Origin of the sequence: Enterobacter sichuanensis (genome assembly GCF_002939185.1) — a bacterium.
In the GTDB taxonomy this organism is placed as follows: Bacteria; Pseudomonadota; Gammaproteobacteria; order Enterobacterales; family Enterobacteriaceae; genus Enterobacter; species Enterobacter sichuanensis.
The window spans coordinates 47,473-70,568 of record NZ_POVL01000016.1; the positions used below are offsets into that span (position 1 = coordinate 47,473).

At 57.5% G+C, this 23,096-nt stretch carries 24 protein-coding genes; 18 read left to right on the forward strand and 6 right to left on the reverse strand.

The features are described 5' to 3' along the window. Positions 1 to 22: 22 nt before the first annotated feature. Genes urtB through zinT form a run of 5 tightly spaced genes read left to right on the forward strand, consistent with a single transcriptional unit; the run spans position 23 to position 4,869 of the window. Complete coding sequence (gene urtB / locus C5687_RS09515) at positions 23 to 1,597, forward strand: urea ABC transporter permease subunit UrtB (RefSeq protein WP_104556810.1); 1,575 nt, start codon at positions 23 to 25, stop codon at positions 1,595 to 1,597. Next, positions 1,597 to 2,670 carry an urea ABC transporter permease subunit UrtC gene (urtC, locus tag C5687_RS09520; protein WP_094917382.1) on the forward strand — a complete coding sequence of 358 codons (1,074 nt, stop codon included), beginning with the start codon at positions 1,597 to 1,599 and terminating at the stop codon, positions 2,668 to 2,670. Before urtB ends, urtC begins: the two co-directional genes overlap by 1 nt. Then, positions 2,670 to 3,467 carry an urea ABC transporter ATP-binding protein UrtD gene (gene urtD, locus C5687_RS09525; RefSeq protein WP_104556811.1) on the forward strand — a complete coding sequence of 266 codons (798 nt, stop codon included), beginning with the start codon at positions 2,670 to 2,672 and terminating at the stop codon, positions 3,465 to 3,467. The genes urtC and urtD overlap by 1 nt, the downstream gene beginning before the upstream one ends. A 9-nt stretch (positions 3,468 to 3,476) precedes the next feature. After that, positions 3,477 to 4,175, forward strand: coding sequence for an urea ABC transporter ATP-binding subunit UrtE (urtE, locus tag C5687_RS09530; RefSeq protein WP_045284377.1), 699 nt, complete (start codon positions 3,477 to 3,479; stop codon positions 4,173 to 4,175). A gap of 52 nt (positions 4,176 to 4,227) precedes the next feature. Further along, positions 4,228 to 4,869 carry a metal-binding protein ZinT gene (gene zinT / locus C5687_RS09535; RefSeq protein WP_047959807.1) on the forward strand — a complete coding sequence of 214 codons (642 nt, stop codon included), beginning with the start codon at positions 4,228 to 4,230 and terminating at the stop codon, positions 4,867 to 4,869. A 55-nt stretch (positions 4,870 to 4,924) separates the two neighbouring features. On the opposite strand, the gene ydeE is transcribed toward zinT, so the two are convergent. Next, positions 4,925 to 6,118, reverse strand: a complete 1,194-nt coding sequence (gene ydeE / locus C5687_RS09540) for an efflux MFS transporter YdeE (RefSeq protein ID WP_104556812.1) — start codon at positions 6,116 to 6,118, stop codon at positions 4,925 to 4,927. 193 nt (positions 6,119 to 6,311) lie between these two features. Here ydeE and eamA point away from each other — a divergent pair, with 193 nt between their 5' ends. Continuing rightward, complete coding sequence (eamA, locus tag C5687_RS09545) at positions 6,312 to 7,211, forward strand: O-acetylserine/cysteine exporter (protein WP_104556813.1); 900 nt, start codon at positions 6,312 to 6,314, stop codon at positions 7,209 to 7,211. A gap of 38 nt (positions 7,212 to 7,249) precedes the next feature. Here the strand turns inward: eamA and marB are convergent, their stop codons facing one another. From marB to marR, 3 genes are read right to left on the reverse strand one after another with little or no spacing between them, the layout of a single operon-like run. Next, on the reverse strand, positions 7,250 to 7,468 hold the full coding sequence (gene marB / locus C5687_RS09550) for a multiple antibiotic resistance protein MarB (RefSeq protein WP_025756417.1): 219 nt from the start codon (positions 7,466 to 7,468) through the stop codon (positions 7,250 to 7,252). Between the two features lie 33 nt (positions 7,469 to 7,501). Next, positions 7,502 to 7,882, reverse strand: a complete 381-nt coding sequence (gene marA / locus C5687_RS09555; RefSeq protein ID WP_008502237.1) for an MDR efflux pump AcrAB transcriptional activator MarA — start codon at positions 7,880 to 7,882, stop codon at positions 7,502 to 7,504. Positions 7,883 to 7,904: 22 nt separating this feature from the next. Continuing rightward, entirely contained in the window at positions 7,905 to 8,339 is a 435-nt protein-coding gene (gene marR, locus C5687_RS09560; RefSeq protein ID WP_104556814.1) for a multiple antibiotic resistance transcriptional regulator MarR, read from the reverse strand. A gap of 255 nt (positions 8,340 to 8,594) precedes the next feature. Between marR and C5687_RS09565 the strand changes: the two genes are divergently transcribed. Next, a complete protein-coding gene (locus C5687_RS09565) occupies positions 8,595 to 9,260 on the forward strand; it encodes a MarC family NAAT transporter (RefSeq protein ID WP_104556815.1) in 666 nt (221 codons plus the stop codon). Between the two features lie 84 nt (positions 9,261 to 9,344). Here C5687_RS09565 and C5687_RS09570 read toward each other — a convergent pair whose 3' ends face one another. Continuing rightward, positions 9,345 to 10,541 carry a sugar transporter gene (locus tag C5687_RS09570; protein WP_095440684.1) on the reverse strand — a complete coding sequence of 399 codons (1,197 nt, stop codon included), beginning with the start codon at positions 10,539 to 10,541 and terminating at the stop codon, positions 9,345 to 9,347. 177 nt (positions 10,542 to 10,718) lie between these two features. On the opposite strand from C5687_RS09570, the gene C5687_RS09575 reads away from it, so the two are divergent. From C5687_RS09575 to C5687_RS09585, 3 genes are all read left to right on the forward strand, one after another. Continuing rightward, positions 10,719 to 11,507 carry a PhzF family phenazine biosynthesis protein gene (locus C5687_RS09575; RefSeq protein ID WP_104556816.1) on the forward strand — a complete coding sequence of 263 codons (789 nt, stop codon included), beginning with the start codon at positions 10,719 to 10,721 and terminating at the stop codon, positions 11,505 to 11,507. A 27-nt stretch (positions 11,508 to 11,534) separates the two neighbouring features. After that, positions 11,535 to 12,326 (forward strand): PhzF family phenazine biosynthesis protein, encoded by a 792-nt coding sequence (locus C5687_RS09580; RefSeq protein WP_047958583.1) that lies wholly within the window; start codon positions 11,535 to 11,537, stop codon positions 12,324 to 12,326. A gap of 95 nt (positions 12,327 to 12,421) precedes the next feature. Beyond that, complete coding sequence (locus C5687_RS09585; RefSeq protein ID WP_052685727.1) at positions 12,422 to 12,904, forward strand: GNAT family N-acetyltransferase; 483 nt, start codon at positions 12,422 to 12,424, stop codon at positions 12,902 to 12,904. On the opposite strand, the gene ptrR is transcribed toward C5687_RS09585, so the two are convergent. Then, a complete protein-coding gene (gene ptrR, locus C5687_RS09590; RefSeq protein WP_104556817.1) occupies positions 12,858 to 13,736 on the reverse strand; it encodes a putrescine utilization regulator PtrR in 879 nt (292 codons plus the stop codon). The two genes, C5687_RS09585 and ptrR, sit on opposite strands and share 47 nt — an antisense overlap. 98 nt (positions 13,737 to 13,834) lie before the next feature. Here ptrR and sad point away from each other — a divergent pair, with 98 nt between their 5' ends. The 8 genes from sad (at position 13,835) to C5687_RS09630 (ending at position 23,067) form a co-directional block, all read left to right on the forward strand. Continuing rightward, positions 13,835 to 15,223 carry a succinate-semialdehyde dehydrogenase gene (gene sad, locus C5687_RS09595; RefSeq protein ID WP_104556818.1) on the forward strand — a complete coding sequence of 463 codons (1,389 nt, stop codon included), beginning with the start codon at positions 13,835 to 13,837 and terminating at the stop codon, positions 15,221 to 15,223. Between the two features lie 106 nt (positions 15,224 to 15,329). Next, positions 15,330 to 16,919, forward strand: coding sequence for a methyl-accepting chemotaxis protein (locus C5687_RS09600; RefSeq protein ID WP_104556819.1), 1,590 nt, complete (start codon positions 15,330 to 15,332; stop codon positions 16,917 to 16,919). Positions 16,920 to 16,981: 62 nt separating this feature from the next. Next, on the forward strand, positions 16,982 to 17,908 hold the full coding sequence (glsB, locus tag C5687_RS09605) for a glutaminase B (protein ID WP_047958587.1): 927 nt from the start codon (positions 16,982 to 16,984) through the stop codon (positions 17,906 to 17,908). Beyond that, positions 17,908 to 18,270 (forward strand): DUF4186 domain-containing protein, encoded by a 363-nt coding sequence (locus C5687_RS09610; protein WP_045284389.1) that lies wholly within the window; start codon positions 17,908 to 17,910, stop codon positions 18,268 to 18,270. The genes glsB and C5687_RS09610 overlap by 1 nt, the downstream gene beginning before the upstream one ends. A gap of 107 nt (positions 18,271 to 18,377) precedes the next feature. Beyond that, on the forward strand, positions 18,378 to 19,823 hold the full coding sequence (locus C5687_RS09615; RefSeq protein ID WP_104556820.1) for a GGDEF domain-containing protein: 1,446 nt from the start codon (positions 18,378 to 18,380) through the stop codon (positions 19,821 to 19,823). 100 nt (positions 19,824 to 19,923) lie between these two features. After that, complete coding sequence (locus tag C5687_RS09620; RefSeq protein WP_025756429.1) at positions 19,924 to 20,889, forward strand: sensor domain-containing diguanylate cyclase; 966 nt, start codon at positions 19,924 to 19,926, stop codon at positions 20,887 to 20,889. 81 nt (positions 20,890 to 20,970) lie between these two features. Then, entirely contained in the window at positions 20,971 to 21,498 is a 528-nt protein-coding gene (locus tag C5687_RS09625; RefSeq protein ID WP_104556821.1) for a GNAT family N-acetyltransferase, read from the forward strand. Between the two features lie 117 nt (positions 21,499 to 21,615). Then, entirely contained in the window at positions 21,616 to 23,067 is a 1,452-nt protein-coding gene (locus C5687_RS09630) for a tagaturonate reductase (protein WP_104556822.1), read from the forward strand. The last annotated feature ends 29 nt before the right edge of the window (positions 23,068 to 23,096 follow it).

Here is a 23,096-nt window from a genome sequence, read left to right on the forward strand (position 1 = left end):
CCATTCCCGCAGGGAGAGAGCCATGAACTTCATACGCACGATCGTCGCGCTTGTATGGCTTACCGGACTGCTGCCAGGGATGGTGCAGGCATCGGATGCCGATCGTTTTGTTGCCGCCAGCCGCAGCCAGCAGGCGGAACTGCTGACGCAGTGGGCCGCCTCGCCGGAGGCGGCAAGGTTGCCGCTGCTGCAGGCGCTGCAACAGGAAAACCTCTTTGTTGATACGCAAAAGCACGCCTTTGCACAACGCAATGGCGACATCATCCCGCTGGGCGAAAGCCAGGCGGCGGCAGGGCCAACCAAAGCCGTTCGTCTGACGAACCGGCTGCGGGTGCTCGCTGCGACGGCTATCGCCACCCATCAGCTTGTGAGTGACAGTGTCACCGAAAGGCGCGCAGCGGCGCGCCAGCTCCAGCGCGATGCCCAGCCAGGCATGCTCGCCTTTCTGGAAAAACGGTTGACGGATGAAACGGATGCGGTGGCGCGTCAGGCGCTGTTGCTGGCGGTGGCGAATCTCCAGCTGACCAGCCCGCAGGCTGAAGTCCGTCGCACGGCAGTCGAACGGCTCGGGCAGTCCGACGATCCGGACGTGGCGTCCAGGCTGACTCCGTTTACCCAGACACAGACCGAGCCTGACGCCGGGGTTCGCGCAGCCGCGCAGGAGAGCCTTCGCCAGATCCAGCACCGTCTGATGTGGGGCGATCTGCTGGGTCAGGCGTTTATGGGGCTGTCGCTGGGGTCGGTGCTGCTGCTGGCGGCGCTGGGACTTGCCATCACCTACGGCCTGCTGGGCGTGATTAATATGGCCCACGGCGAGATGCTGATGCTGGGCGCGTATGCCACGTGGATGGTGCAACAGGCGATGGCAGGACTGGCGCCTCAGTGGCTGGCGCTCTATCCCGTCATCGCGCTGCCGGTCGCCTTCTGCCTGACGGCGGGCATCGGGATGGTGCTGGAGCGTACCGTGATCCGTCATTTGTACGGTCGTCCGCTGGAAACGCTGCTGGCGACGTGGGGGATCAGCCTGATGCTAATCCAGCTGGTGCGCATGACGTTCGGTGCGCAGAACCTGGAGGTGGCTAACCCGGCATGGCTTTCCGGCGGGGTGCAGGTTTTTGCCAACCTGACCCTGCCGTGGAACCGCATTGTGGTGCTGGGCTTCGTGCTGCTGGTGCTGTTCTTCACCTGGCTCATTCTGAATAAAACCCGTCTGGGGCTGAACGTGCGGGCGGTGACGCAAAACCGCAGCATGGCCGCCTGCTGCGGGGTGCCAACGGGGCGCGTCGACATGCTGGCGTTCGGGCTGGGCTCAGGCATTGCCGGTCTGGGCGGCGTGGCGTTATCCCAGCTTGGGAACGTCGGGCCGGAGCTCGGTCAGGGATACATTATCGACTCGTTCCTCGTGGTCGTTCTCGGTGGCGTAGGCCAACTGGCAGGCAGCGTGGCTGCGGCGTTTGGTCTGGGGATCTTTAATAAAATCCTTGAACCGCAGATGGGGGCGGTGCTGGGTAAAATTTTGATTCTGGTGGCGATCGTGCTGTTTATTCAGAAACGCCCTCAGGGACTGTTTGCGCTGAAAGGGAGAGTGATTGACTGATGAGCCAGCCGCTGACCTTAACGCTGGCGCGCAAAGCGCCACGCACAACGCAGATTGCCGGCAGCCTGCTGGTGATGTGCCTGCTGATACTGCCGTTTTTCGCCTTACTGCCTGCGACGCATCCGCTGGCGCTGTCAACCTGGATGCTGACGCTGACTGGCAAGATCCTCTGCTATGCCATTGTGGCGGTGGCGCTGGATCTGGTGTGGGGCTACGCCGGAATGTTGTCCCTGGGACATGGCATTTTCTTCGCCCTCGGCGGCTACGCGATGGGCATGTACCTGATGCGCCAGGCGGCGGGTGACGGTCTGCCGGCGTTTATGTCGTTTCTCTCCTGGAGTGAACTGCCGTGGTTCTGGTGGGGTACCCAGCATTTTGCCTGGGCGCTGGTGCTGATTGTGATGGTCCCGGGGCTGCTGGCGCTGGTGTTTGGCTGGTTTGCCTTCCGCTCCAGGATCAAAGGGGTCTATTTCTCGATCATGACCCAGGCGCTGACCTATGCCGGGATGCTGCTGTTCTTTCGCAACGAAACCGGTTTTGGCGGTAATAACGGCTTTACCGGCTTCACCACGCTGCTGGGGTTTGCGGTAACGGAGACGACCACGCGTATTGCGCTGTTTCTGGCCACCGTGCTGTTGCTGCTCCTGGCGCTGGGCATCGGGTTTGCGCTGGCGAAGAGTAAGTTTGGCCGCATTCTCACTGCCGTTCGCGACGCCGAAAACCGCCTGACGTTTTGCGGATACGATCCGCGCGGGTTCAAACTGCTGGTATGGACGCTCTCCGCGGTACTGTGCGGCCTGGCCGGCGCACTGTATGTCCCGCAGGTGGGCATTATTAACCCCGGTGAAATGTCGCCGACGAACTCGATAGAAGCCGCCATCTGGGTCGCCCTCGGCGGGCGCGGCACACTGGTGGGGCCGGTCATTGGCGCGGCGCTGGTCAACGGGGCGAAGAGCCTTTTCACCGTCGCGATGCCGGAATACTGGCAGCTGTTTCTGGGATTGATATTTATCGCCGTCACGCTGTTTTTACCCCGCGGCGTCTACGGCCTGTTTCGTAAGGGAGAGAAATAATGCAGCCAGCCGAAGGGTTATTCACCCGCCAGTTGCCCGGCGATCGTTACCGCGAACAGACCGACCCGGTACTGCAGCTTGAATCCATTAACGTCAATTTTGATGGTTTTCAGGCGCTGACCGATCTCTCGCTGAATATCGGCGTGGGCGAACTGCGCTGCGTGATTGGCCCCAACGGGGCCGGTAAAACCACGCTGATGGACGTCATCACCGGCAAGACGCGACCCAAAAGCGGGCGCGCCATTTACGATCAGTCGATCGACCTCACCACGCTGGAGCCTGCGGCGATTGCCCGCCAGGGAATAGGCCGAAAATTCCAGAAACCCACGGTCTTTGAAGCGCTGACGGTGTGGGAAAACCTGGAGATCGCCATGAAAACCGACAAATCCGTCTGGGCCAGCCTGCGGGCAACGCTCAACGGTGAGCAGCGCGATCGCATTGATGAGATGCTGGCTTTATTGCGGCTCAGCAACGAGCGGGACCGCCGGGCCGGACTGCTTTCCCACGGACAAAAACAGTTCCTGGAGATTGGTATGCTGCTGGTGCAGGACCCGCATCTGTTGCTGCTGGACGAGCCCGCCGCCGGAATGACCGATGCGGAAACGGAATATACCGCTGAGTTGTTCAGGACGCTGGCGGGCAAGCACTCCCTGATGGTGGTGGAGCACGACATGGGCTTTGTGGAAACCATTGCTGACCACGTGACGGTGCTGCATCAGGGGCGCGTGCTGGCGGAAGGTTCGCTTCGCGAGGTGCAGGCCAACGAGCAGGTGATTGAGGTCTATCTGGGACGTTAAGGAGAGGGAATGTTACAGGTCAACGAACTGAATCAGTATTACGGCGGCAGCCATATCCTGCGAGGCGTGAGCTTTGAGGCGGTCACCGGGGAAGTTACCTGCCTGCTGGGGCGCAACGGTGTAGGGAAAACCACGCTGCTGAAGTGCCTGATGGGGCTGATCCCGGCGAAAACCGGGGAGGTCATATGGCAGGGGAAAACGATCACCCACAGTAAGCCGCACCAGCGGGTGCAGTCGGGCGTGGCGTACGTCCCCCAGGGCCGGGAGATTTTTCCGCGTCTGACCGTGGAGGAGAATCTGCTGCTGGGGCTGTCGCGCTTCCCCGCCCGCGAGGCGAAGCAGGTACCAGAGGAGATCTGGCAGCTGTTCCCGGTACTCAAAGAGATGAAACACCGGCGCGGGGGCGATCTCTCCGGTGGCCAACAGCAGCAACTGGCGATTGGTCGCGCGCTGGCGAGCCGTCCGCAGCTGCTGATCCTCGATGAACCCACCGAAGGCATACAGCCTTCGGTGATTAAGGAGATTGGCCAGGTGATCCGCCAGCTGGCAGACAGAGGGGATATGGCGATCCTGCTGGTTGAGCAGTTTTATGACTTTGCCGCTGACCTGGCGGATAGCTACCTGCTGATGTCACGCGGCACCATCATTCAGCGCGGACGGGGTGAAAACATGGAGCAGGAGGGCGTTCGCGGGCTGGTTGCGATCTGAAATGTTATATTATAACATCCTCGCTCTGATAAAACGGAATGAGGGTGTTATCTTGGCTGCACATATTGGGAAATTTGCCATGACGCTGGGGGCGCTGCTGGTCAGCGGCCAGCTGTTTGCCCACTCGCACGGTCACGCGATGAGCGAAGCGGAACAGAAGGCGGCGAATGGCGTCTTTGAGGACAACGATGTTAAGGACAGAAAACTGTCCGACTGGGACGGCACCTGGCAGTCCGTCTATCCGTTCCTGCTGGATGGCTCGCTGGATCCGGTCTTCAGGAAGAAAGCGCAGCAGGATAAAAGCAAAACCTTTGATGAGGTGAAAGCCTACTACCGCACGGGGTATGCAACCGATGTGGATGCCATCGGCATCGAAAATAACGTGATGGAATTCCATAAAGGCAAAACGGTCAGCAGCTGTCGTTATGACTACAGCGGCTACAAAATTTTGACCTACGCGTCCGGCAAAAAGGGCGTTCGCTATCTGTTTGAGTGTCAGGACGCCAGCAGCAAGGCGCCGAAGTTTGTGCAGTTCAGCGACCACACCATCGCGCCGAAGGCCTCTTCACACTTTCACATTTTCATGGGCAACACTTCCCACGAGGCGCTGCTGAAGGAGATGGAAAACTGGCCGACCTATTATCCGAACGAGATGTACAAACAGCAGGTGGTGGAGGAGATGTTGCACCACTAGGCCGTTGATTTTGCTTTTGCCGGGTGGCGGCTTCGCCTTACCCGGCCTATATTCGCTACGCTACTTTGGGTGACTCGCACCATGCCTTGACGCTCATCCCACGCAAAATCATCAGCCACGCCACAATAATCGCGGCCATCATTATCACAAACAATGACCAGTGCGGCAGGTTCGTCAGGATAATACCGGTGATCATCGGGTTGGCCGCCGCGCCGAGCCAGCCGAGCGCCTGGGCGGAGAAGTAGCTGGCTTTCATCCCCGGCGGGGCGATATTGTCGATCAACATGTATTCACCCGGCGCATAGATAATCTCACCCAGCGTAAAGATGGCGGCAGCAATGCCCCAGTAAATCAGGTTTTCCCCGGAGAGCATAAAGCCAGCCAGACCGACGATAAAAAACAGTGTGGCGGCGGTCATCAACGGACGAATATTGCTGGCTGAGATCTTGCGACCGAGTGCGTACTGCAGCGTCACCACCACGGCGGCGTTGACGGGCAGCACCACCGCGACCACCTTTTCGGCGAAATCACTGTCCGCATGTGCGGCCAGAACATACTGCGAAATGCAGCTCGCGAACGATCCGCCGACGTATGACGCGAGCAGGCCGGAGAGCGTGTACCAGAAGAGCGCGCGGTCTTTCAGCAGGACCGACGGCTGCCACGCCGTCTGCTCTTTGGCGGTGTCTAACGCCACGCTTTTTTGCACAAAGAAATGGATAAACCCCAGCGGCAGCGCGGCGCAGAAAGCGGCCAGCCAGAACGGCAGCTGCAGGCTGTACATGACCAGCAGGGTGCCAATGGGCGGCCCGATCGTCCAGCCAATATTCAGGAAACTGTAGTTCAGTGAAAAAACGCGGGCTTTTTCACTGGAGGTCAGCACGTCGGAGAACCAGGCTTTCAGCACCGTCGAAAAGACCGAATAGGCGCAGTTGATCAGCGCAAAGAACAGCACCACCAGCGTGACGTTATTCACCAGCGGGATCGCCACAAACCCGGCGATAAACGCCACGATGGCGATCAGCATGTAGCGTTTTTTATCAAACTTATCGGCCAGAATGCCAAACCCCAGGCTGAACACCACGCCAATGGTCAGCGCCACGGTCAGGGCGTAACCAATATTCTCGACGCTCATGCTGTAGACGCGCGTGAGATAAATGGTCATAAACGGCAGCGTTGCCCCACGACCAATGGTTAATAACAATGACGATGCCAGCAGCGCTGCGGTTGAGCGCCGGAGAGATGGTTTCATATTCCTGCCCGACAAATGCTTATGCTTTTTATGTTGTGTCCTGAAAGGAGTATCACGACATAAGGGCCTTGTATAGCACCCAATTTATCCGTAAGTGCTTCGCCTGACTGCCAGAATTAATGATCTTCTCGTGGCACGCTTTTTTCTGTTACCTTGAACTGTTAACAAATTATTAATAATTCAGGGGCAGGGTATGACGCGTAAAGACGGACTGCTGGCGTTGCTGGTGGTCATCGTATGGGGACTCAATTTTGTGGTCATCAAGCTGGGCTTGCACAACATGCCGCCGCTGATGCTGGCCGGTTTGCGTTTTATGCTGGTGGCGTTCCCGGCGCTGCTGTTTGTCGCCCGTCCCAGGATCCCCTTTAAACTGCTGCTGGGCTACGGCCTGACCATCAGTTTTGGCCAGTTTGCGTTTCTGTTCTGCGCCATCAAATTTGGTATGCCTGCCGGACTTGCTTCGCTGGTGTTACAGGCGCAGGCGTTCTTTACCATCATTCTGGGGGCGTTTGTGTTTGGCGAGCGTCTGCAGGGTAAACAGCTGGCGGGCATTACGCTGGCGGTGTTTGGCGTGCTGGTGCTGATTGAGGCCAGCCTGAATGGTCAGCACGTGGCGCTGCTCGGCTTTATGCTGACGCTGGCCGCGGGCCTGAGCTGGGCCTGCGGGAATATTTTCAACAAACTGATCATGCAGCACGAGGCGCGTCCGCAGGTGATGTCTCTGGTCGTGTGGAGCGCGCTGATCCCGGTGGTACCGTTTATGGTCGCGTCCCTGATATTCGACGGCCCGGCAGTGATGCTGACGAGCCTGGTTGAAATCGACCTCACCACCATTTCGTCGCTGGTCTATCTGGCGTTTGTCGCCACGATTATCGGGTACGGTATCTGGGGATCGCTGCTCGGGCGATATGAAACCTGGCGCGTGGCGCCGTTGTCGCTGCTGGTGCCGGTCGTTGGGCTGGCCAGTGCCGCTATTTTACTGGACGAAAAACTGAGCGCCCTGCAGCTGCTTGGCGCGGTGCTGATCATGGCCGGGCTGTACATCAACGTGTTTGGCCTGCGCGTGCGCCGGACGGCGCGGGTGCGGGGATAAGAAAGAAAAAAGCCCCGCATCGGCGGGGCAAAAACGAATCAGAGGCGGTGCTGATTATAGTAAGGCACGCCTAATTCGTCGGATTTGTCGCTACCAGCACCCATATGGTTGAAATCATAAGGCGACTGGTCATGTGCTGACGGCAAAATCATCGTATCAGGATTATTTTGCTGCGTTGCACGAGGGGTTTGCTCCGCGAAGGTCTGGCTGGAGAAGAGCACCAGCAAGGCGAGGGCGGCGGAGGCGGTAACGTTCATGATTTCCTCGGTTACGTCTGTTACAGGCGATGATTAACTACAGTGTTTTAACGGATACAGGTATCGGGATTCACCGGGTACGCTGGTGATGCGGTACTTATGAGGCGGCACGTCAAAATAGTTCTTGAACGTACGCGTCAGGGTCTGTTGCGATTCAAATCCGTAACGCTCCGCCAGATAAAGGATCGGCTCATTGCTTTCTTTCAGCTTCTGGGCAATTTCCGTCAGCTTGCGGCTGCGAATATATTGACCTAATGAATGGCCGGTCTCTTTTTTGAACATCCGTTGCAGGTGCCATTTGGAGTAACCTGAACGCTCTGACACTTTTTCAAGGGAGAGCGGCGATTCCAGGTTGTCCTCGATCCAGTCCAAAATGCTATGAATGGTGATAGCGTCAGTATTGCGTCTGGACATCGTCATACCTCTTTTTTTCTGATTACGGCAGAATTTTCTTGAGCAGAAGCTCAAGCGTTGCCACTTCATCTGCCGTTAGGTTTTTTGTTAGTTCCTGATGCAGTGTTTGTCCTACTAATTGATGACATTGCTCGCACATGGCCGCGCCATCGCTGGTCAGCTTTACCAGTACGCCGCGTTTGTCATTCGGGTTAGGGCTTCGTTCTACCCATCCTTTGCAGACGAGACGATCGAGCATGCGGGTGAGCGCACCCAGATCGACAGAGAGCACCTTTTTCAGCTCAACCGGTGTGATACACATTTCGCAGCGAATGGAACACAGCACTTTGAACTGTGTCGCGGTGATATCCAGCGGTGACAGATAGTCGTTGAGCAGGCGATCTTTCTTCTGATTTACCATATGAATAAGACGACCCAGCGGAACAACGTCGTTAAAGATATCACTGGTGCTTTTCACAATGGTTGCCCTGGCAAGTAGTTAGTCACGGCAGATATTATTGCTCAGGCAAGTATAAGTCAACTGAATGAATCAGCCGATGCCACGAATTGCTAAAACGTTTCATGAACTTTTTTTGTGGTCTTTCAAATCAGATAGATAACTGAGGATTATCATTTCAGGCAGGAAATAATCGTCACGCTGCAACGATGGCTGAATGTCATATTTTCACCCTATAATTGCGGTGTTAACTAAGGATAAGGACAACAACACACTATGCTGGATTTACTTAAAGCAATCAGCCTTGGGCTGGTGGTCTTGCTGCCGTTGGCAAACCCGTTAACGACGGTGGCGCTTTTTCTCGGACTGGCAGGGAACATGAACAGCGCCGAGCGCAATCATCAGTCGTTGATGGCCTCCGTGTATGTTTTCGCCATCATGATGGTGGCGTATTACGCCGGTCAGGTGGTGATGAACACCTTCGGGATTTCCATTCCCGGCTTGCGTATTGCCGGGGGGCTGATTGTCGCCTTTATCGGTTTCCGCATGCTGTTCCCGGCGCAAAAAGCCCATGAGTCACCGGAAGCGGCCAGCAAATCTGAAGAGCTGGAAACCGAACCGAGTGCGAATATCGCCTTCGTGCCGATTGCCATGCCGAGCACGGCGGGACCGGGGACCATCTCGATGATCATCAGCTCCGCGTCGACGGTGCGTGACAGTTCAACCTTCCCGGACTGGGTGCTGACGGTGGCGCCACCGCTGATTTTTGCGATTATTGGGGCTATCGTGTGGATCTCTCTGCGCAGCTCCGGCGCGATTATGCGCTGGGTAGGCAAGGGCGGTATCGAGGCGATCTCCCGTCTGATGGGCTTCCTGCTGGTCTGTATGGGCGTGCAGTTTATTATTAACGGCGTGCTGGAGATTATTAAGACCTATCATTGATGTCTTGCCCGGCGGCGCTTCGCTTGCACGGGCCTACGGGTTTTGTAGGCCGGGTAAGGCGAAGCCGCCACCCGGCAAGAAGGTTCACCCGTGCTGCCCCTGTTCCTCCAGCGCCACCGGCCACTTACGGAAAATCAGCACCGACCAGACAAGCGCCACCAGGGCCGGAATGGCACCCAGATAGCCAATCGCCGACATCGACACGTGCAGGATGACCTGATTTCCCACCAGCGCGCCCGCGCCAATCCCGAGATTGAAGATCCCCGAAAACAGCGACATGGCGACATCCGTCGCGTCCGGCGCCAGAGCCAGCACTTTCACCTGCATGCCCAGACCAATAATCATGATCGCCACGCCCCAGAACAGGCTGAGGATCGCCAGCTGGATCTCACTGCCCGCGGCGGGCATCAGCAACAACAGGCAGGCCAGCAGCAGGCCGATGGCGCTGCTCACCAGTGTGGAGGCATGTCGGTTACCCAGCTTACCGAACAGCACGCTACCGATAATGCCCGCGCCACCGAGGATCAACAGTAACACAGTGGCAAAGTTGGCACTAAAGCCCGCCACCACCTGCACAAAGGGCTCGATGTAGCTGTAGGCCGTGTAGTGGGCGGTGACCACAATGACGGTGAGCAGATAAATACTCAGCAGTGCCGGACGACGCATCAGCAGCGGCAGGCTTTTCAGCGAGCCGGAATGTTCGCTGGGTAGCGCGGGCAGCAGTTTTATCAGGCAGACCAGCGTCATCAGCGCACCCATGCCGATGGCGAAGAAGGTGGTACGCCAGCCGAAGTACTGCCCGACGATGCGGCCAATCGGCAGGCCGAGCACCATCGCCAGCGCGGTACCGGTGGCTATCAGGCTCAGCGCCTGAGCACGTTTACCCGCTGGCGCCAGGCGAATTGCCAGCGACGCGGTGATCGACCAGAACACCGCATGGGCAAAGGCAATGCCGATGCGACTGATGACCAGTACCGTAAAATTCCACGCCATAAACGACAGCACATGACTGGCAATGAACAGCACGAACAGGCCGATCAGCAGCCTGCGCCGCTCGATCTGGCTGGTCAGCAGCATAAACGGCAAGGACATCAGCGCCACCACCCAGGCGTAGATGGTCAACATAATGCCCACCTGCGCGGTTTCCATCTGGAAACTTTCAGCGATGTCAGACAGCAGCCCAACAGGCACGAATTCGGTGGTGTTAAAAATAAACGCGGCAATGGCCAGCGTGACCACGCGTAGCCACGCAACCCTGCGGGAAACTGTGTTCGTTGTCATAGGGATGTCGGAGATTCGTTGCTGAAAAGAAGAGGAGACGATCTTAAAACGTCAAAAGGCGAAAACTCAACCATTATGTGATGCAGATCTCAATATTTACCTTATGAAAGCGGTAGCCGCAAGCGTGCTTTTCATTGAATATAAAAGAACAACACAATAAAAACAGGCGGTAAGACAATGCAGGAGATTGATTTTTATCTGGTCGATGCGTTCAGCGAGACCTCGTTTGGCGGTAACCCGGCCGCCGTTTGCCCGCTCAGGGAATGGTTGCCCGATGAAACCTTGCTGAAAATGGCGCAGCAGCACAATCAGTCTGAGACGGCCTTTTTTGTCTGCAGCAAAGGGGGTATTGAGCTGCGCTGGTTTACCACGCTTACCGAAGTCAATCTCTGCGGTCACGCTACGCTTGCGGCGGCGCACGTTCTGTTTACCGAGCTGGACTACCCTGATTCACGGATCCATTTCGATACCGCCTCCGGTCGCCTGACGGTCAGCCGGGAGGGCGACTGGCTGACGCTGGACTTCCCGGCATGCCCAACCCATGAAGAGACACCGCCGCCGGAGATGCTCTCGGCGCTGGGTATTACGCACTATGTTGAAGCCCGTAAAGGACGTGCCTGGCTTATCGTGCTGGACAATCGCCAGCAGGTCGAAGCGCTCATGCCAGACTTTTCGGCGATGACGCCAGGTGAGCATAAGGTGAGCGTGACGGCGCGTGGGGAAGGGGAATATGATTTTGTCAGCCGCTTTTTCTCCCCGGGCGTCTCCGTCCCGGAAGACCCGGTCACCGGCTCCGCCCACACCATGCTGATCCCTTACTGGAGCGAAAAGCTGGGTAAAACCAGGCTGTTTGCCCGTCAGGTTTCAGCCCGGGGCGGTGATGTGCGCTGTGAGCTGAAAGGCTCCCGCGTGCTGATGGGCGGTCAGGCCACGCTTTATCTGAAAGGCACAGTTTTTCTGCGCTAAATAGCCATAACAAGAGAGGAAGAGACAATGCAGGAAATTGATTTTTATCTGGTGGATGCCTTCAGCGATAAAACCTTTGGCGGTAACGCCGCAGCGGTATGTCCTCTGGAAGAGTGGCTTCCGGACGAGACGCTGCTCAAAATGGCGCAGCAGCACAACCAGTCTGAGACCGCTTTTTTCGTGCGCACCGACGGCGGGTTTGAGCTGCGATGGTTCACCACGCTGGATGAAATTAACCTGTGCGGACACGCAACGCTTGCCGCCTCACACGTTATTTTCGAATACCTGGATTATCCGCATACCGAAATCACCTTCACCACGCGCTTTGTCGGCGAGCTGACCGTCAAGCGCAGCGGCGACTGGCTGACGCTGAACTTCCCGGCGTGGTCGACTGAGGTTGTGGAGAACCCACCTGCGGCGCTGTTTAGCGCGCTGGGCATTACAGCGGCGAAAGAGGTGCGCGTCGGACGCGATTACATGGTGGTGCTGGAGAGCCAGCAGCAGGTTGAAGCGTTAACACCGGATATTGGCGCGCTGCTTCCGCTGGATAAAATGGTTTGCGTGACGGCACCGGGAGACCAGTATGACTTTGTCAGCCGCTTCTTCTGTCCGGGGGAAGGTGTGCCTGAAGATCCGGTGACCGGTTCCGCCCACAGCATGCTGATCCCGTACTGGAGCGAAAAACTGGGCAAAACCACACTCAACGCCCGCCAGGTGTCGTACCGTGGCGGAGATCTGCGCTGCGAACTGAAGGGCGACCGGGTGTTGATTGGCGGTCAGGCGACCCTGTATCTGAAAGGACGTATCTTTTTACGCTAACAGCGTGACGCGATAAGTAAATACTATGAAGCCCCCTGGCAGGCCTGCGCTATGTTGAAAGGCTATATTGCAAGAACAATAGCAAGGAGCCTGCCATGTATTCCATTACCTCTGAATCTGCGCATCACCCGGATATCCTCACACTGATTGCGGCGCTTGACCGCTATCAGAGCGAACTCTATCCCGCCGAAAGTAATCATCTGCTCGACCTGTCTGCGCTTGCGGAAGACTCGCTTATCCTGATGATCATCCGCGACCCGCAGCTGAAGGCCGTCGGCTGCGGGGCCATCGTGCTCAACGGTGACGGCACGGGAGAGATGAAGCGGGTCTATATCGATCCGGCTCATCGCGGCCAACATCTCGGCGAAACGCTGCTGGCCGCCCTGGAAGATGAGGCTCTGAGCCGTCATTGCCATACGGTACGGCTGGAGACGGGCATCAAACAGCACGCCGCGGTGCGTCTTTATGAACAGTGCGGATACGAAATGCGCCCGGCGTTTGCCCCGTACGTTGACGATCCGCTCAGCCTGTTTATGGAGAAGGCGCTGGTTGCAGACGTTCGTTTAGCAGCGCTATAAAGGCTTCCAGCTGGCGGGTCATCGCCCCGCGTCGCCACACCAGCCAGGTGGTGAGCCAGCGCCAGTTCTCCGCCAGCGGCCAGGCTTCAATCTGATGATGCCCTGGCATACTCTCCAGCATCGAGCGCGGCATCAGCGCGATGCCCGCACCAGCAATTACGCAGGCGAGCATCCCGTGATAGGACTCCATCTCGTGAATACGGCCAGGGGTGGCTCTGTCTGCATGAAACCAGCTCTCCAGATGCCGACGGTACGAGCAGTTTGCGCGAAAGGCGTAAACATCGCTGCCGCTGACCTGCGCGGCGCGCGAGACTTCCGCCTGTCCGGCCGGCGTGACCAGCATCATCTCTTCCCGGTAGACCGGCATGCCCTCCAGCTCCGGGTGCGACAGGGGCCCGTCAACAAAGGCGGCGCTTAAGGTTCCCTCCAGCACGCCATCAATCATGGTTCCGGATGGCCCGGTAGAGAAGGCAAACTGGATACGCGGGTAGCGCTGGTTAAACTGCGCCAGCGTCTCCGGAATGCGCACCGCGGCAGTACTCTCCAGCGCGCCGAGGGCAAATAACCCCTGCGGCTCATCACCCGCCACGACCATCCGCGCTTCATCCACCAGCGCCAGGATCTGCTTGCTGTAGCGCAGGAAGTTATGACCGGCGGGGGATAACCGCAAACGCTGGTTCTCACGAATAAACAGCTCAACGCCGAGGTCGGCCTCCAGCTGACGGATGCGGGTGGTGAGATTAGACGGCACGCGATGCACCTTCTGCGCCGCCTGGGTGATGCTGCCCGTCAGCGCGACGGCGTTAAACATTTCAAGCTGGGTTAAGTCCATGGCATTCTCGTTTCGTGAATAAGGTGGTTAGTATTATTCATTTTTAAGAAATAGCAGAGTGAGCCACAATCAATCAACCGAAATACGTGGAGAACACCATGACTTATTCATCTGCAACACATGCCTTCTCTGTTAACCCGGCCACCGGGGAAACCCTCGCCGCGTATCCGTGGGCGACGCCGGAAGAGGTTGACCGCGCCATTTCGCAGTCTGACGCGGCGTATCGCCAGTGGCGTCGTGAAAGCGTTGCCCACCGGGCGCAGAAGCTGCGCGATCTCGGTGCCGCGCTGCGAAACCGCGCGGAAGAGATGGCGCAGACAATCTCCCGTGAGATGGGCAAACCCATCCTGCAGGCGCGGGCGGAAGTCACAAAATCCGCTGCGCTGTGCGACTGGTATGCCGAGCATGGCCCGGCGATGCTGCGCGCGGAACCCACGCTGGTGGAAAATGATAATGCGGTTATCGAATACCGTCCTCTGGGGCCGATCCTCGCGGTGATGCCGTGGAACTTCCCCCTCTGGCAGGTGCTGCGCGGAGCGGTGCCGATCCTGCTGGCAGGAAACAGTTATCTGCTCAAACACGCGCCAAACGTGCTCGGCTCGGCCAGACTGATTGCGCAGATAGCGGCCGAGGCCGGTATTCCGGCAGGCGTTTTTGGCTGGGTGAATGCCACCAATGAGGGCGTCAGCCAGGCGATTAACGACAGTCGTATTGCTGCGGTGACCGTCACCGGCAGCGTGCGTGCCGGTGCGGCGATTGGCGCCCAGGCCGGAGCTGCGCTGAAAAAATGCGTGCTTGAACTGGGCGGCTCTGACCCGTTCATCGTCCTTAACGATGCAGACCTCGATCTTGCCGTGAAAGCGGCGGTAGCGGGGCGCTACCAGAATACCGGACAGGTGTGCGCCGCAGCGAAGCGTTTTATCGTCGAGGAGGGTATCGCAGAGACCTTTACCCAACGTTTTGTCGAGGCTGTTGCTGCACTGAAGCTGGGCGCACCGCATGAAGAAGAGAACTATATTGGCCCGATGGCGCGTTATGACCTGCGGGATGAACTGCATCAACAGGTGCAGGCCACGCTGGCCGAAGGGGCAACGCTGCTGCTGGGCGGAGAGAAAATCAGCGGTGAGGGTAATTACTACGCCCCGACCGTACTCGGCAATGTGACGCCTGAGATGACGGCTTTCCGTCAGGAACTGTTTGGTCCGGTCGCGGCCATTACCGTCGCGAAAGACGCGGAGCACGCGCTAATGCTTGCCAACAACAGCGACTTTGGTCTGTCTGCCACCGTCTTTACAGCCAGTGATGCGCAGGCTGAGAGATTCTCCCGCGAACTGGAGTGCGGCGGCGTGTTTATCAACGGCTTTAGCGCCAGCGATGCGCGCGTGGCTTTCGGTGGTGTGAAGAAAAGTGGCTTTGGCCGCGAGCTCTCCCACTTTGGGCTGCACGAGTTCTGCAACGTGCAGACGGTGTGGAAGGATCGCGTGTAATTTTTCGGCCCTCACCACGAGGGCCGTTGTCATTTCTCTGCAATGGTTCTGTCATTTTCATCTCGTAGACTCGCTCGCGTCTAACGTATTGTTAATGAAGAAAATTATGAACCTAACGCAAATTTTCCGCCGTATTGCGCAGCGTCTCATCCCTCGTCAGTTTGGCCTGCTGACGGGTATCTTTTGCATCATTGGCCTTTTCTCCGCGCTGCAGCTCTCTTCGTCACTTCTGCTTAACGCCTCCCTGAACGAAGCCCAGCGCAACGAGCAGCGCAATCTGCTGGCCTGGCAGCAGCAAAGCAAGCTGGATCTGGCTCGCGTCTCACTGCTCGCAGCAAGCGATCTGCTTAACCGCTCCGGGGTCTGGTTTATGCAGGATAAAGAGACCGGCTCCGACGGTAGCTGGCACAGCCTGATGGATGAGGCGCAAAAGGCGCTGACGGTTTCGCAGCAGGCATGGAAAGCCTGGCTGGCGCTGAATCCGCCGAAAGACGACGCCCTGGTGAACAGCTATCAGCTCTTCTACGGCGCGATCCAGGAGCAGGCTGACGGTCTGCTTAAAACCAACACCATCGATGCCTTTTTTGCGGTACCGGCTCAGGCTTTTCAGAGTGACTTTAATGACAACTTTGCCCGCTATCAGCAGGCAAGCGAGAGGCAGGCCGTACAGGGCCGACAGACCTTAATGGCGCAGCTCTCCGGACTGCAAACGCTGTTCCTGTTTGCACCGGTACTGTTACTGGCCATCGCCGTTGCCGTCTGGTTTGGCATGGCCAGATGGGTTATTACGCCGCTGCGCCGGCTTATTGCACATATCAACCAGCTGGCGGCGGGGGACCTCTGTGGCACGCCGCCGGATGTCAGGTGCTTTAACCGGGAAGTCTGTCAGCTGAGCGACAGCATCGCCACGATGCAGCACGGTCTGCAGCAGCTGGTGACGCAGGTTAGCCATGCCACAGCCACCATGGTGGAGAATATTGACGCCCTGGCGCAGGGTAACCAGAAGCTGTATCAGCAGTCGGCACGTCAGGCGAAAGAGCTTGAGGATGTTACGGCGCATATCGCGGCGCTGGAAACCCATGTAGAAGGCAATACCGGCTATGCCCGGCTTGCCAGCTCGCGGGCGGATGAGGCGCGTCAGGCGGCGGAGGGCGGTGACCAGATGATGTCGACGGTGAATGCGTCTATGCAGGCGATCGTCGACCGATCCTCAGAGATGCGCGGGATCGTGGCGATGATCGACAGCGTGGCGTTTCAGACGAATATCCTGGCGCTGAACGCCGCCATCGAGGCTGCCCATGCCGGAAACCAGGGGCGCGGTTTTGCCGTCGTCGCACGGGAGGTTGGGCTGCTGGCCAGAAAGAGCAGCCACTCGACGCAGACCATCCAGGAACTGATCAACCGCTCTTTGCGGGGTATTGAAGACGGTTCCCGCGCCGTTAACCTGATGGAAGAGAATCTGCAGCAGGTCACCGGTCTGGTGGGTAATTTAAGCAGTTTGCTGAATGAGATCTCCACCGCCACGCTCAGCCAGGGCGAAAGTATTCATCAGATGACGCGTCAGCTTCAGGCACTGAATCACGTCTTCCGTCAGACAGATATTCTGGTCTCTGACGCCTCGGAGGCCTCGGAACGTCTGCAAAAGCAATCCGACCTTTTATTGCAGGCCGTTTCGCGTTTTCGTCTTAGTGCCTGACGCAATACATAAGCCTCTGTTATACTCGCAGCCCGTTTTAGCCTGAGGGCAAGGAGCAAAGAGTGGCTGCGGTCATCCATAATGAGATGCTGGACGAGATTCTGGCGCAGGTTCGTCCGTTATTGGGAAAGGGGAAGGTTGCCGACTATATTCCGGCCCTTGCCTCGGTCAGCGGGAATAAGCTGGGAATTGCTATCTGTACCATTGACGGACAGCGATACCAGGCCGGTGATGCGACTGAGCGTTTTTCCATTCAGTCCATTTCTAAGGTGCTGAGTCTGGTGGCGGCGATGCGCCAGTATGAGGAAGACGAGATCTGGCAGCGCGTGGGCAAAGACCCCTCCGGCCAGCCGTTTAACTCACTGCTTCAGCTCGAACTCGAACAGGGCAAGCCGCGCAACCCCTTTATCAACGCCGGGGCGCTGGTGGTCTGCGATATGCTGCAAAGCCGCCTCAGCGCACCGCGCCAGCGCATGCTTGAGATTGTTCGTCAGCTTTCAGGCGTTGAAGACATTGCCTACGATACGGTGGTGGCGCGCTCGGAGTTTGAGCACTCTGCCCGTAACGCGGCCATCGCGTGGCTGATGAAATCCTTCGGTAATTTTCATAACGATGTGGCCACCGTACTGCAAAACTACTTCCATTACTGCGCCCTGAAGATGAGCTGTGTTGAACTGGCTCAGACGTTCCTGTTCCTGGCGCACGAGGGGCACGCACCGCATCTCGATCAGGAGGTGGTCTCGCCCCTTCAGGCGCGTCAGGTTAACGCCCTGATGGCAACCAGCGGGATGTATCAAAACGCCGGTGAATTTGCCTGGCGTGTCGGCCTTCCGGCGAAATCGGGCGTTGGCGGCGGAGTCGTCGCGATTGTACCGCATGAAATGGCGATTGCGGTCTGGAGCCCGGAGCTGGATGAAACGGGGAATTCCCTTGCCGGTGTGGCGGTGCTGGAGAAGCTGACCCAGCGTCTGGGACGTTCCGTTTACTGATGTCTGACCTGGATCCTCTCTTTTCCCGCCTGGCGCGATCGACATTTCGCTCGCGCTTTCGCTTAGGCGAGAAGGAACGCCGCTACTGCTGGGACAAAGGCCCCGAAACCATTGACCAGCATGCCGCTGATTTTGTCGAAAAGCGGCTTGCGTCTGCACACCCCGCAAACGACGGCAAACAGACGCCCATGCGCGGTCATCCGGTGTTTATCGCCCAGCATGCCACGGCCACCTGCTGTCGGGGCTGTCTGGCTAAGTGGCACAACATTCCGTCGGGTGTTCCGCTGACGGCGCAACAGCAGCAATACATCGTCAGCGTGATCCACCACTGGCTGGTGCGCCAGATGAACGCCCAGATTTGACGAGTTATGATCCCGTTGTAATTGTGTTATAGATGCATCCTAAGTGAGCCCCGATCATGCTGACGACCGCAATAATTGCCATGCGTTATCATAGGGAATGATATTTAATGCGTTCTGCTCTTACCGCTTTCAGGCTGTTCCAGGTTGACACGCCGCTGCGAAATGCATCGACGATCTTTCTACTCACCACCTTGTTCTATTTTGTGGGGGCGGAATTACGGCTGGTTGAGGCTTTGTCGCTGTTCTGGCCGCTGAATGGCGTCATGGCGGGGATCTTCGCCCGTTATGTGTACCTCAATCGCCTGCATTACTATGCGGTATGCTATGTCGCCATGCTGCTGTACGACGCGGTGACCACCAACTGGGGCATGGCCTCGGTGGTGATCAACCTGTCAAATATGATCTTTATTGTCGTGGTTGCCGTGCTGATTCAGCGCGACAAGCGGTTAATGAAGAAAACCCCCGATCCGCTTAACGCGTTACGCCTGTTTAACTACTGCCTGGTTGCCGCGCTGCTTTGTGCGCTGCTCGGCGCGGTGGGGTCGGTCGGGATAGACAGTCATACCTTCTGGCCGCTTTTCGCCGACTGGTTCAGCGAGCAGTTCTCAACCGGCGTGCTGGTGGTGCCGTGTATGCTGACGGTAGGTATGCCCGTGCGTGAGTTCAGGTTCCGTCTGGAGCAGATTCTGCCGGTTATAGCGCTGATGATCTCGGTGGCCGCCTCGGTGGTGATTGGCGGGGCGGGAAGTCTCGCCTTTCCGCTGCCTGCGCTTATCTGGTGTGCGGTCCGTTACCCGTTGCCCGTGACCTGCCTGCTGACCTTTATCACCGGTGCCACGGAAATCATTCTGGTCGCGAATTCGGTGATCAATATTGCCGTGGCGACGCCATTTATCACCCCCATGATGTTCTCGGCCCGGCTGGGGATTGCCACGATGGCGATCTGTCCGGTGATGGTTTCCGTGAGCATGGCGGCCATTAATTCCCTGATCCGCCAGGTTTCACTGCGGGCGGATTATGACTTCTTAACCCATGTCTATTCGCGTTCCGGGCTGTATGAAGCGTTAAAAAACGAAGAGACGCACCGCCATTCACGTTTTCTGACCGTGATGCTGCTGGATATTGATTATTTCAAAAGCATTAACGATAACTACGGCCACGAGTGTGGGGATCGGGTGCTGGCGTCGTTTGCCCGCCAGGTTCAGCAGGTGGTTGGCGAAGACGGGATGGTCGCGCGTATGGGGGGAGAAGAGTTCGCGGTGGTGGTTAACTCCGGCGACGCACAACACGGCTATGCGCTGGCGGAACGGATCCGCGCTACCGTGGCCAGTCACCCTTTTACATGGCGGCAGCAAACGCTCTCTCTGACGGTCAGTATTGGCCTCGGAAGCGGAAAGGCTGAGGCATGGCAATTGACCGAGGTCTTCAACACGTTGATGGCCGAAGCGGACGAATATCTCTATCGTTCAAAAAAAGCGGGTCGAAATCGTACCAGCGCCCGGGTGGCGGACGCGCAAATGGCCACCCCCGGGCATGAAACAGAGCTGCGTTAATCGTCATAAGGCATTGACGTGAATAGTAAGCGGCTTAAGAACACTGACAATGTCACTGTTTAAGCTACGCTTTGAGTAACGCTTTACGTCAGGAGACATTATGAAAGCACCTGCAACCCCTGAAAATGAAACAGACAGACTGAACTCCCTGCGTGAATCGGGTCTGCTGGAGATCGACAGTTCCCCGGCGTTTGACCGGCTCACGCGCCTGGCGAAGCGCTTCTTCCAGGTGCCGCTGGCAATGGTCAATCTCATTGATGAGCATTCGCTCATCGTGAAGTCGGCCGACGGGCAGGCACCCGACACCGTTCCGCGTAATATCTCGTTTTGTGGCCATACGATCCTGACTGAGGCCCCGCTGGTGGTGGGGGATATGCTCCAGGACGATCGTTTTGCGGATAATCCGCTGGTGGCCGGTGAACCACGCGTGCGTTTTTACGCGGGCTTTCCGCTGCGCTTGCGTGATGGCGCAAGTGTCGGCTCGCTGTGTCTGATTGATTACGCGCCTCGTGAGTTCTCCGCGGCCGATCTTGCCGTGCTGGGAGACCTGGGCGCGCTGGCGGAAGATGAATTTGCCGCAATCAGCGCGGCGACCACGGATGAGTTAACCGGATTATTCAACCGTCGGGGCTTTAATCAGCTTGTCAGGTTTACCCTTTCCGTTGCAAGACGCCGGGCAGAGCCGTTGACGCTCGGCTGGCTGGATTTGGATCACTTTAAGGAGATTAACGATCGTTACGGCCACGAAGAAGGGGACAAGGCGCTGAAAACCATGGCGCAGCTGATGCGTGCCTCTTTCCGCGAGGCGGATCTGCTGGTGCGTTTTGGTGGGGACGAGTTCGCGGTGCTGTTCGCGGATACTGACGAGCAAGGCGCCTGGATTGCCATGCAGTATCTTGTGGAGCAGGTAGAAAACTATAACGCCCGCAAATTACACCCCTGGTCGCTGCAGTTCTCCTGGGGGCTGAGCGAGTTCGATCATAATGGTAATGACCTCCAGCAGTGGCTCAAGGACGCTGATGAAAAGATGTATGCCATGAAACAGCAGCGCCAGCGCTCGCGGTGACATCACAAAAACCTATGTTCGATCCGTTTGCGTTAAAAAGATGTTAAATGCAAAGTGGGGTATTCAACGTAAGGAACAACAATGAATACCTCACCGCAAATCAAAACCCTCTCTCGGGAAGCGATCCTCCTCCACCTTGATGCGCTGGCAGCGATCCTCGAAAACTGCGTCAACGGCGGAGCATCCGTCAGTTTTATGCTCCCTTTTAGCCTTGATAAGGCCCGCGCTTTCTGGCGCGGCATAGCAGAAAGCGCAGGGCGCAACGAGCGTCTCGTGCTTGCCTGTATCGACCCGCAGGACGGGGTCATTGGTACCGTTCAGCTCATCACCGACCAGCCTGAAAACCAGCCGCATCGTGGCGATGTGGCGAAGCTGCTGGTACATGAAAAAGCACGTCGCAAAGGGGCCGCGATGGCGCTTATGGAAGCGCTGGAAGTGGAGGCCCGGGCCAGAGACATATCGGTGCTGGTGCTTGATACCTCCACCGGCAGTGGGGCCGAAACGTTCTATCAGCGTGCCGGCTGGCAAAAGGTTGGCGAGATCCCGCGTTATGCGCTGATGCCGGACGGCGCCATGACCGCCACCTCCGTGTTCTATAAGTTCTTATAATTATTTCACACAACCGCACCGCGGATTGATCAAAACAGGGTTTCTGGTCGTTAAGTTTTGATAAGTTATCGTACCAATCTTATCAGGCTGTATGACTGATTATAAAAGGAACCCAAGGTGAACACTCTCAACCGTCGTGATTTTCCCGGTGCGCGCTATCCCGAACGTATTATTCAGTTTGGTGAGGGCAATTTCCTGCGCGCCTTCATTGACTGGCAACTCGACCTGCTTAACGAACATACCGACCTCAACGCCGGCGTCGTCATTGTTCGCCCGATTCAGAGCGACTTCCCACCGTCATTGAATACGCAGGATGGGTTGTACACTACAATTATTCGTGGTCTGAATGAGCAGGGTGAGGCGGTGAGTGACGCCCGTCTTATCCGCTCCGTTAACCGGGAAATCAGCGTCTATGACGACTATGACGCGTTCCTGAAACTGGCCCACAATCCCGATATGCGGTTTGTATTCTCAAACACCACCGAAGCCGGTATCAGCTACCACGCGGGTGACACATTCGACGATGCCCCGGCAGTGAGTTATCCGGCGAAGCTGACGCGGCTGTTGTTTGAGCGCTTCAGCCACTTCAACGGCGCGCCGGACAAAGGCTGGGTCATCATTCCGTGTGAGTTGATTGACTACAACGGGGAGGCGTTGCGCGAACTCGTCATGCGCTATGCGCAGGAGTGGGCACTGCCTGCCGGTTTTATTCAGTGGCTTAACGACGCCAACAGCTTCTGCTCAACGTTAGTTGACCGCATCGTGACCGGTTACCCACGCGATGAAGCGGCCGTGCTGGAAGCGGAACTGGGTTATCACGATGGGTTCCTGGACACGGCTGAACATTTCTATCTGTTTGTGATCCAGGGCCCGGCATCCCTTGCCCGCGAGCTTCGTCTGGATAAGTACCCGTTGAACGTGCTGATTGTCGACGACATCAAGCCCTATAAAGCGCGCAAGGTTGCCATTCTGAACGGGGCGCACACGGCGCTGGTCCCGGTCGCCTTCCTGGCCGGGCTGGATACGGTAGGCGAGGCGATGAACGATGCTGAGGTGTGCGCGTTTGTCGAAAAAGCGATTTATCAGGAAATCATCCCGGTGCTTGATCTGCCGCGTGACGAGCTGGAGTCTTTCGCCAGTGCGGTAACCGGGCGTTTTCGTAATCCTTACATCAGGCACCAGCTGCTCTCCATCGCGCTTAACGGCATGACTAAATACCGCACCCGCATCCTGCCGCAACTGCTGGCAGGGCAGAAGGCAACGGGGCAATTACCGGCACGCCTGACCTTTGCCTTAGCGGCGCTGATCGCGTTTTACCGCGCGGAGCGTAACGGGGAGGGCTATCCGGTGCAGGATGATGCCGCATGGCTGGCGCGTTTCCAGCAGCTTTGGGCGCAGCACCGCGATCGGCAGCTGAGTACCCGTGCGCTGGTGCAGTCGGTGCTGAGCGTACACGAACACTGGGAACAGGACCTGACACAGGTAAGCGGGCTTGTCGACCAGGTGACGCTGGATCTGGATGCCATTCTGCTGAAGGGTATGCGCGCCGCCGTTAAACCGCTTTGCTAATGCATTCACCCGGCTTCGGCCGGGTTTAA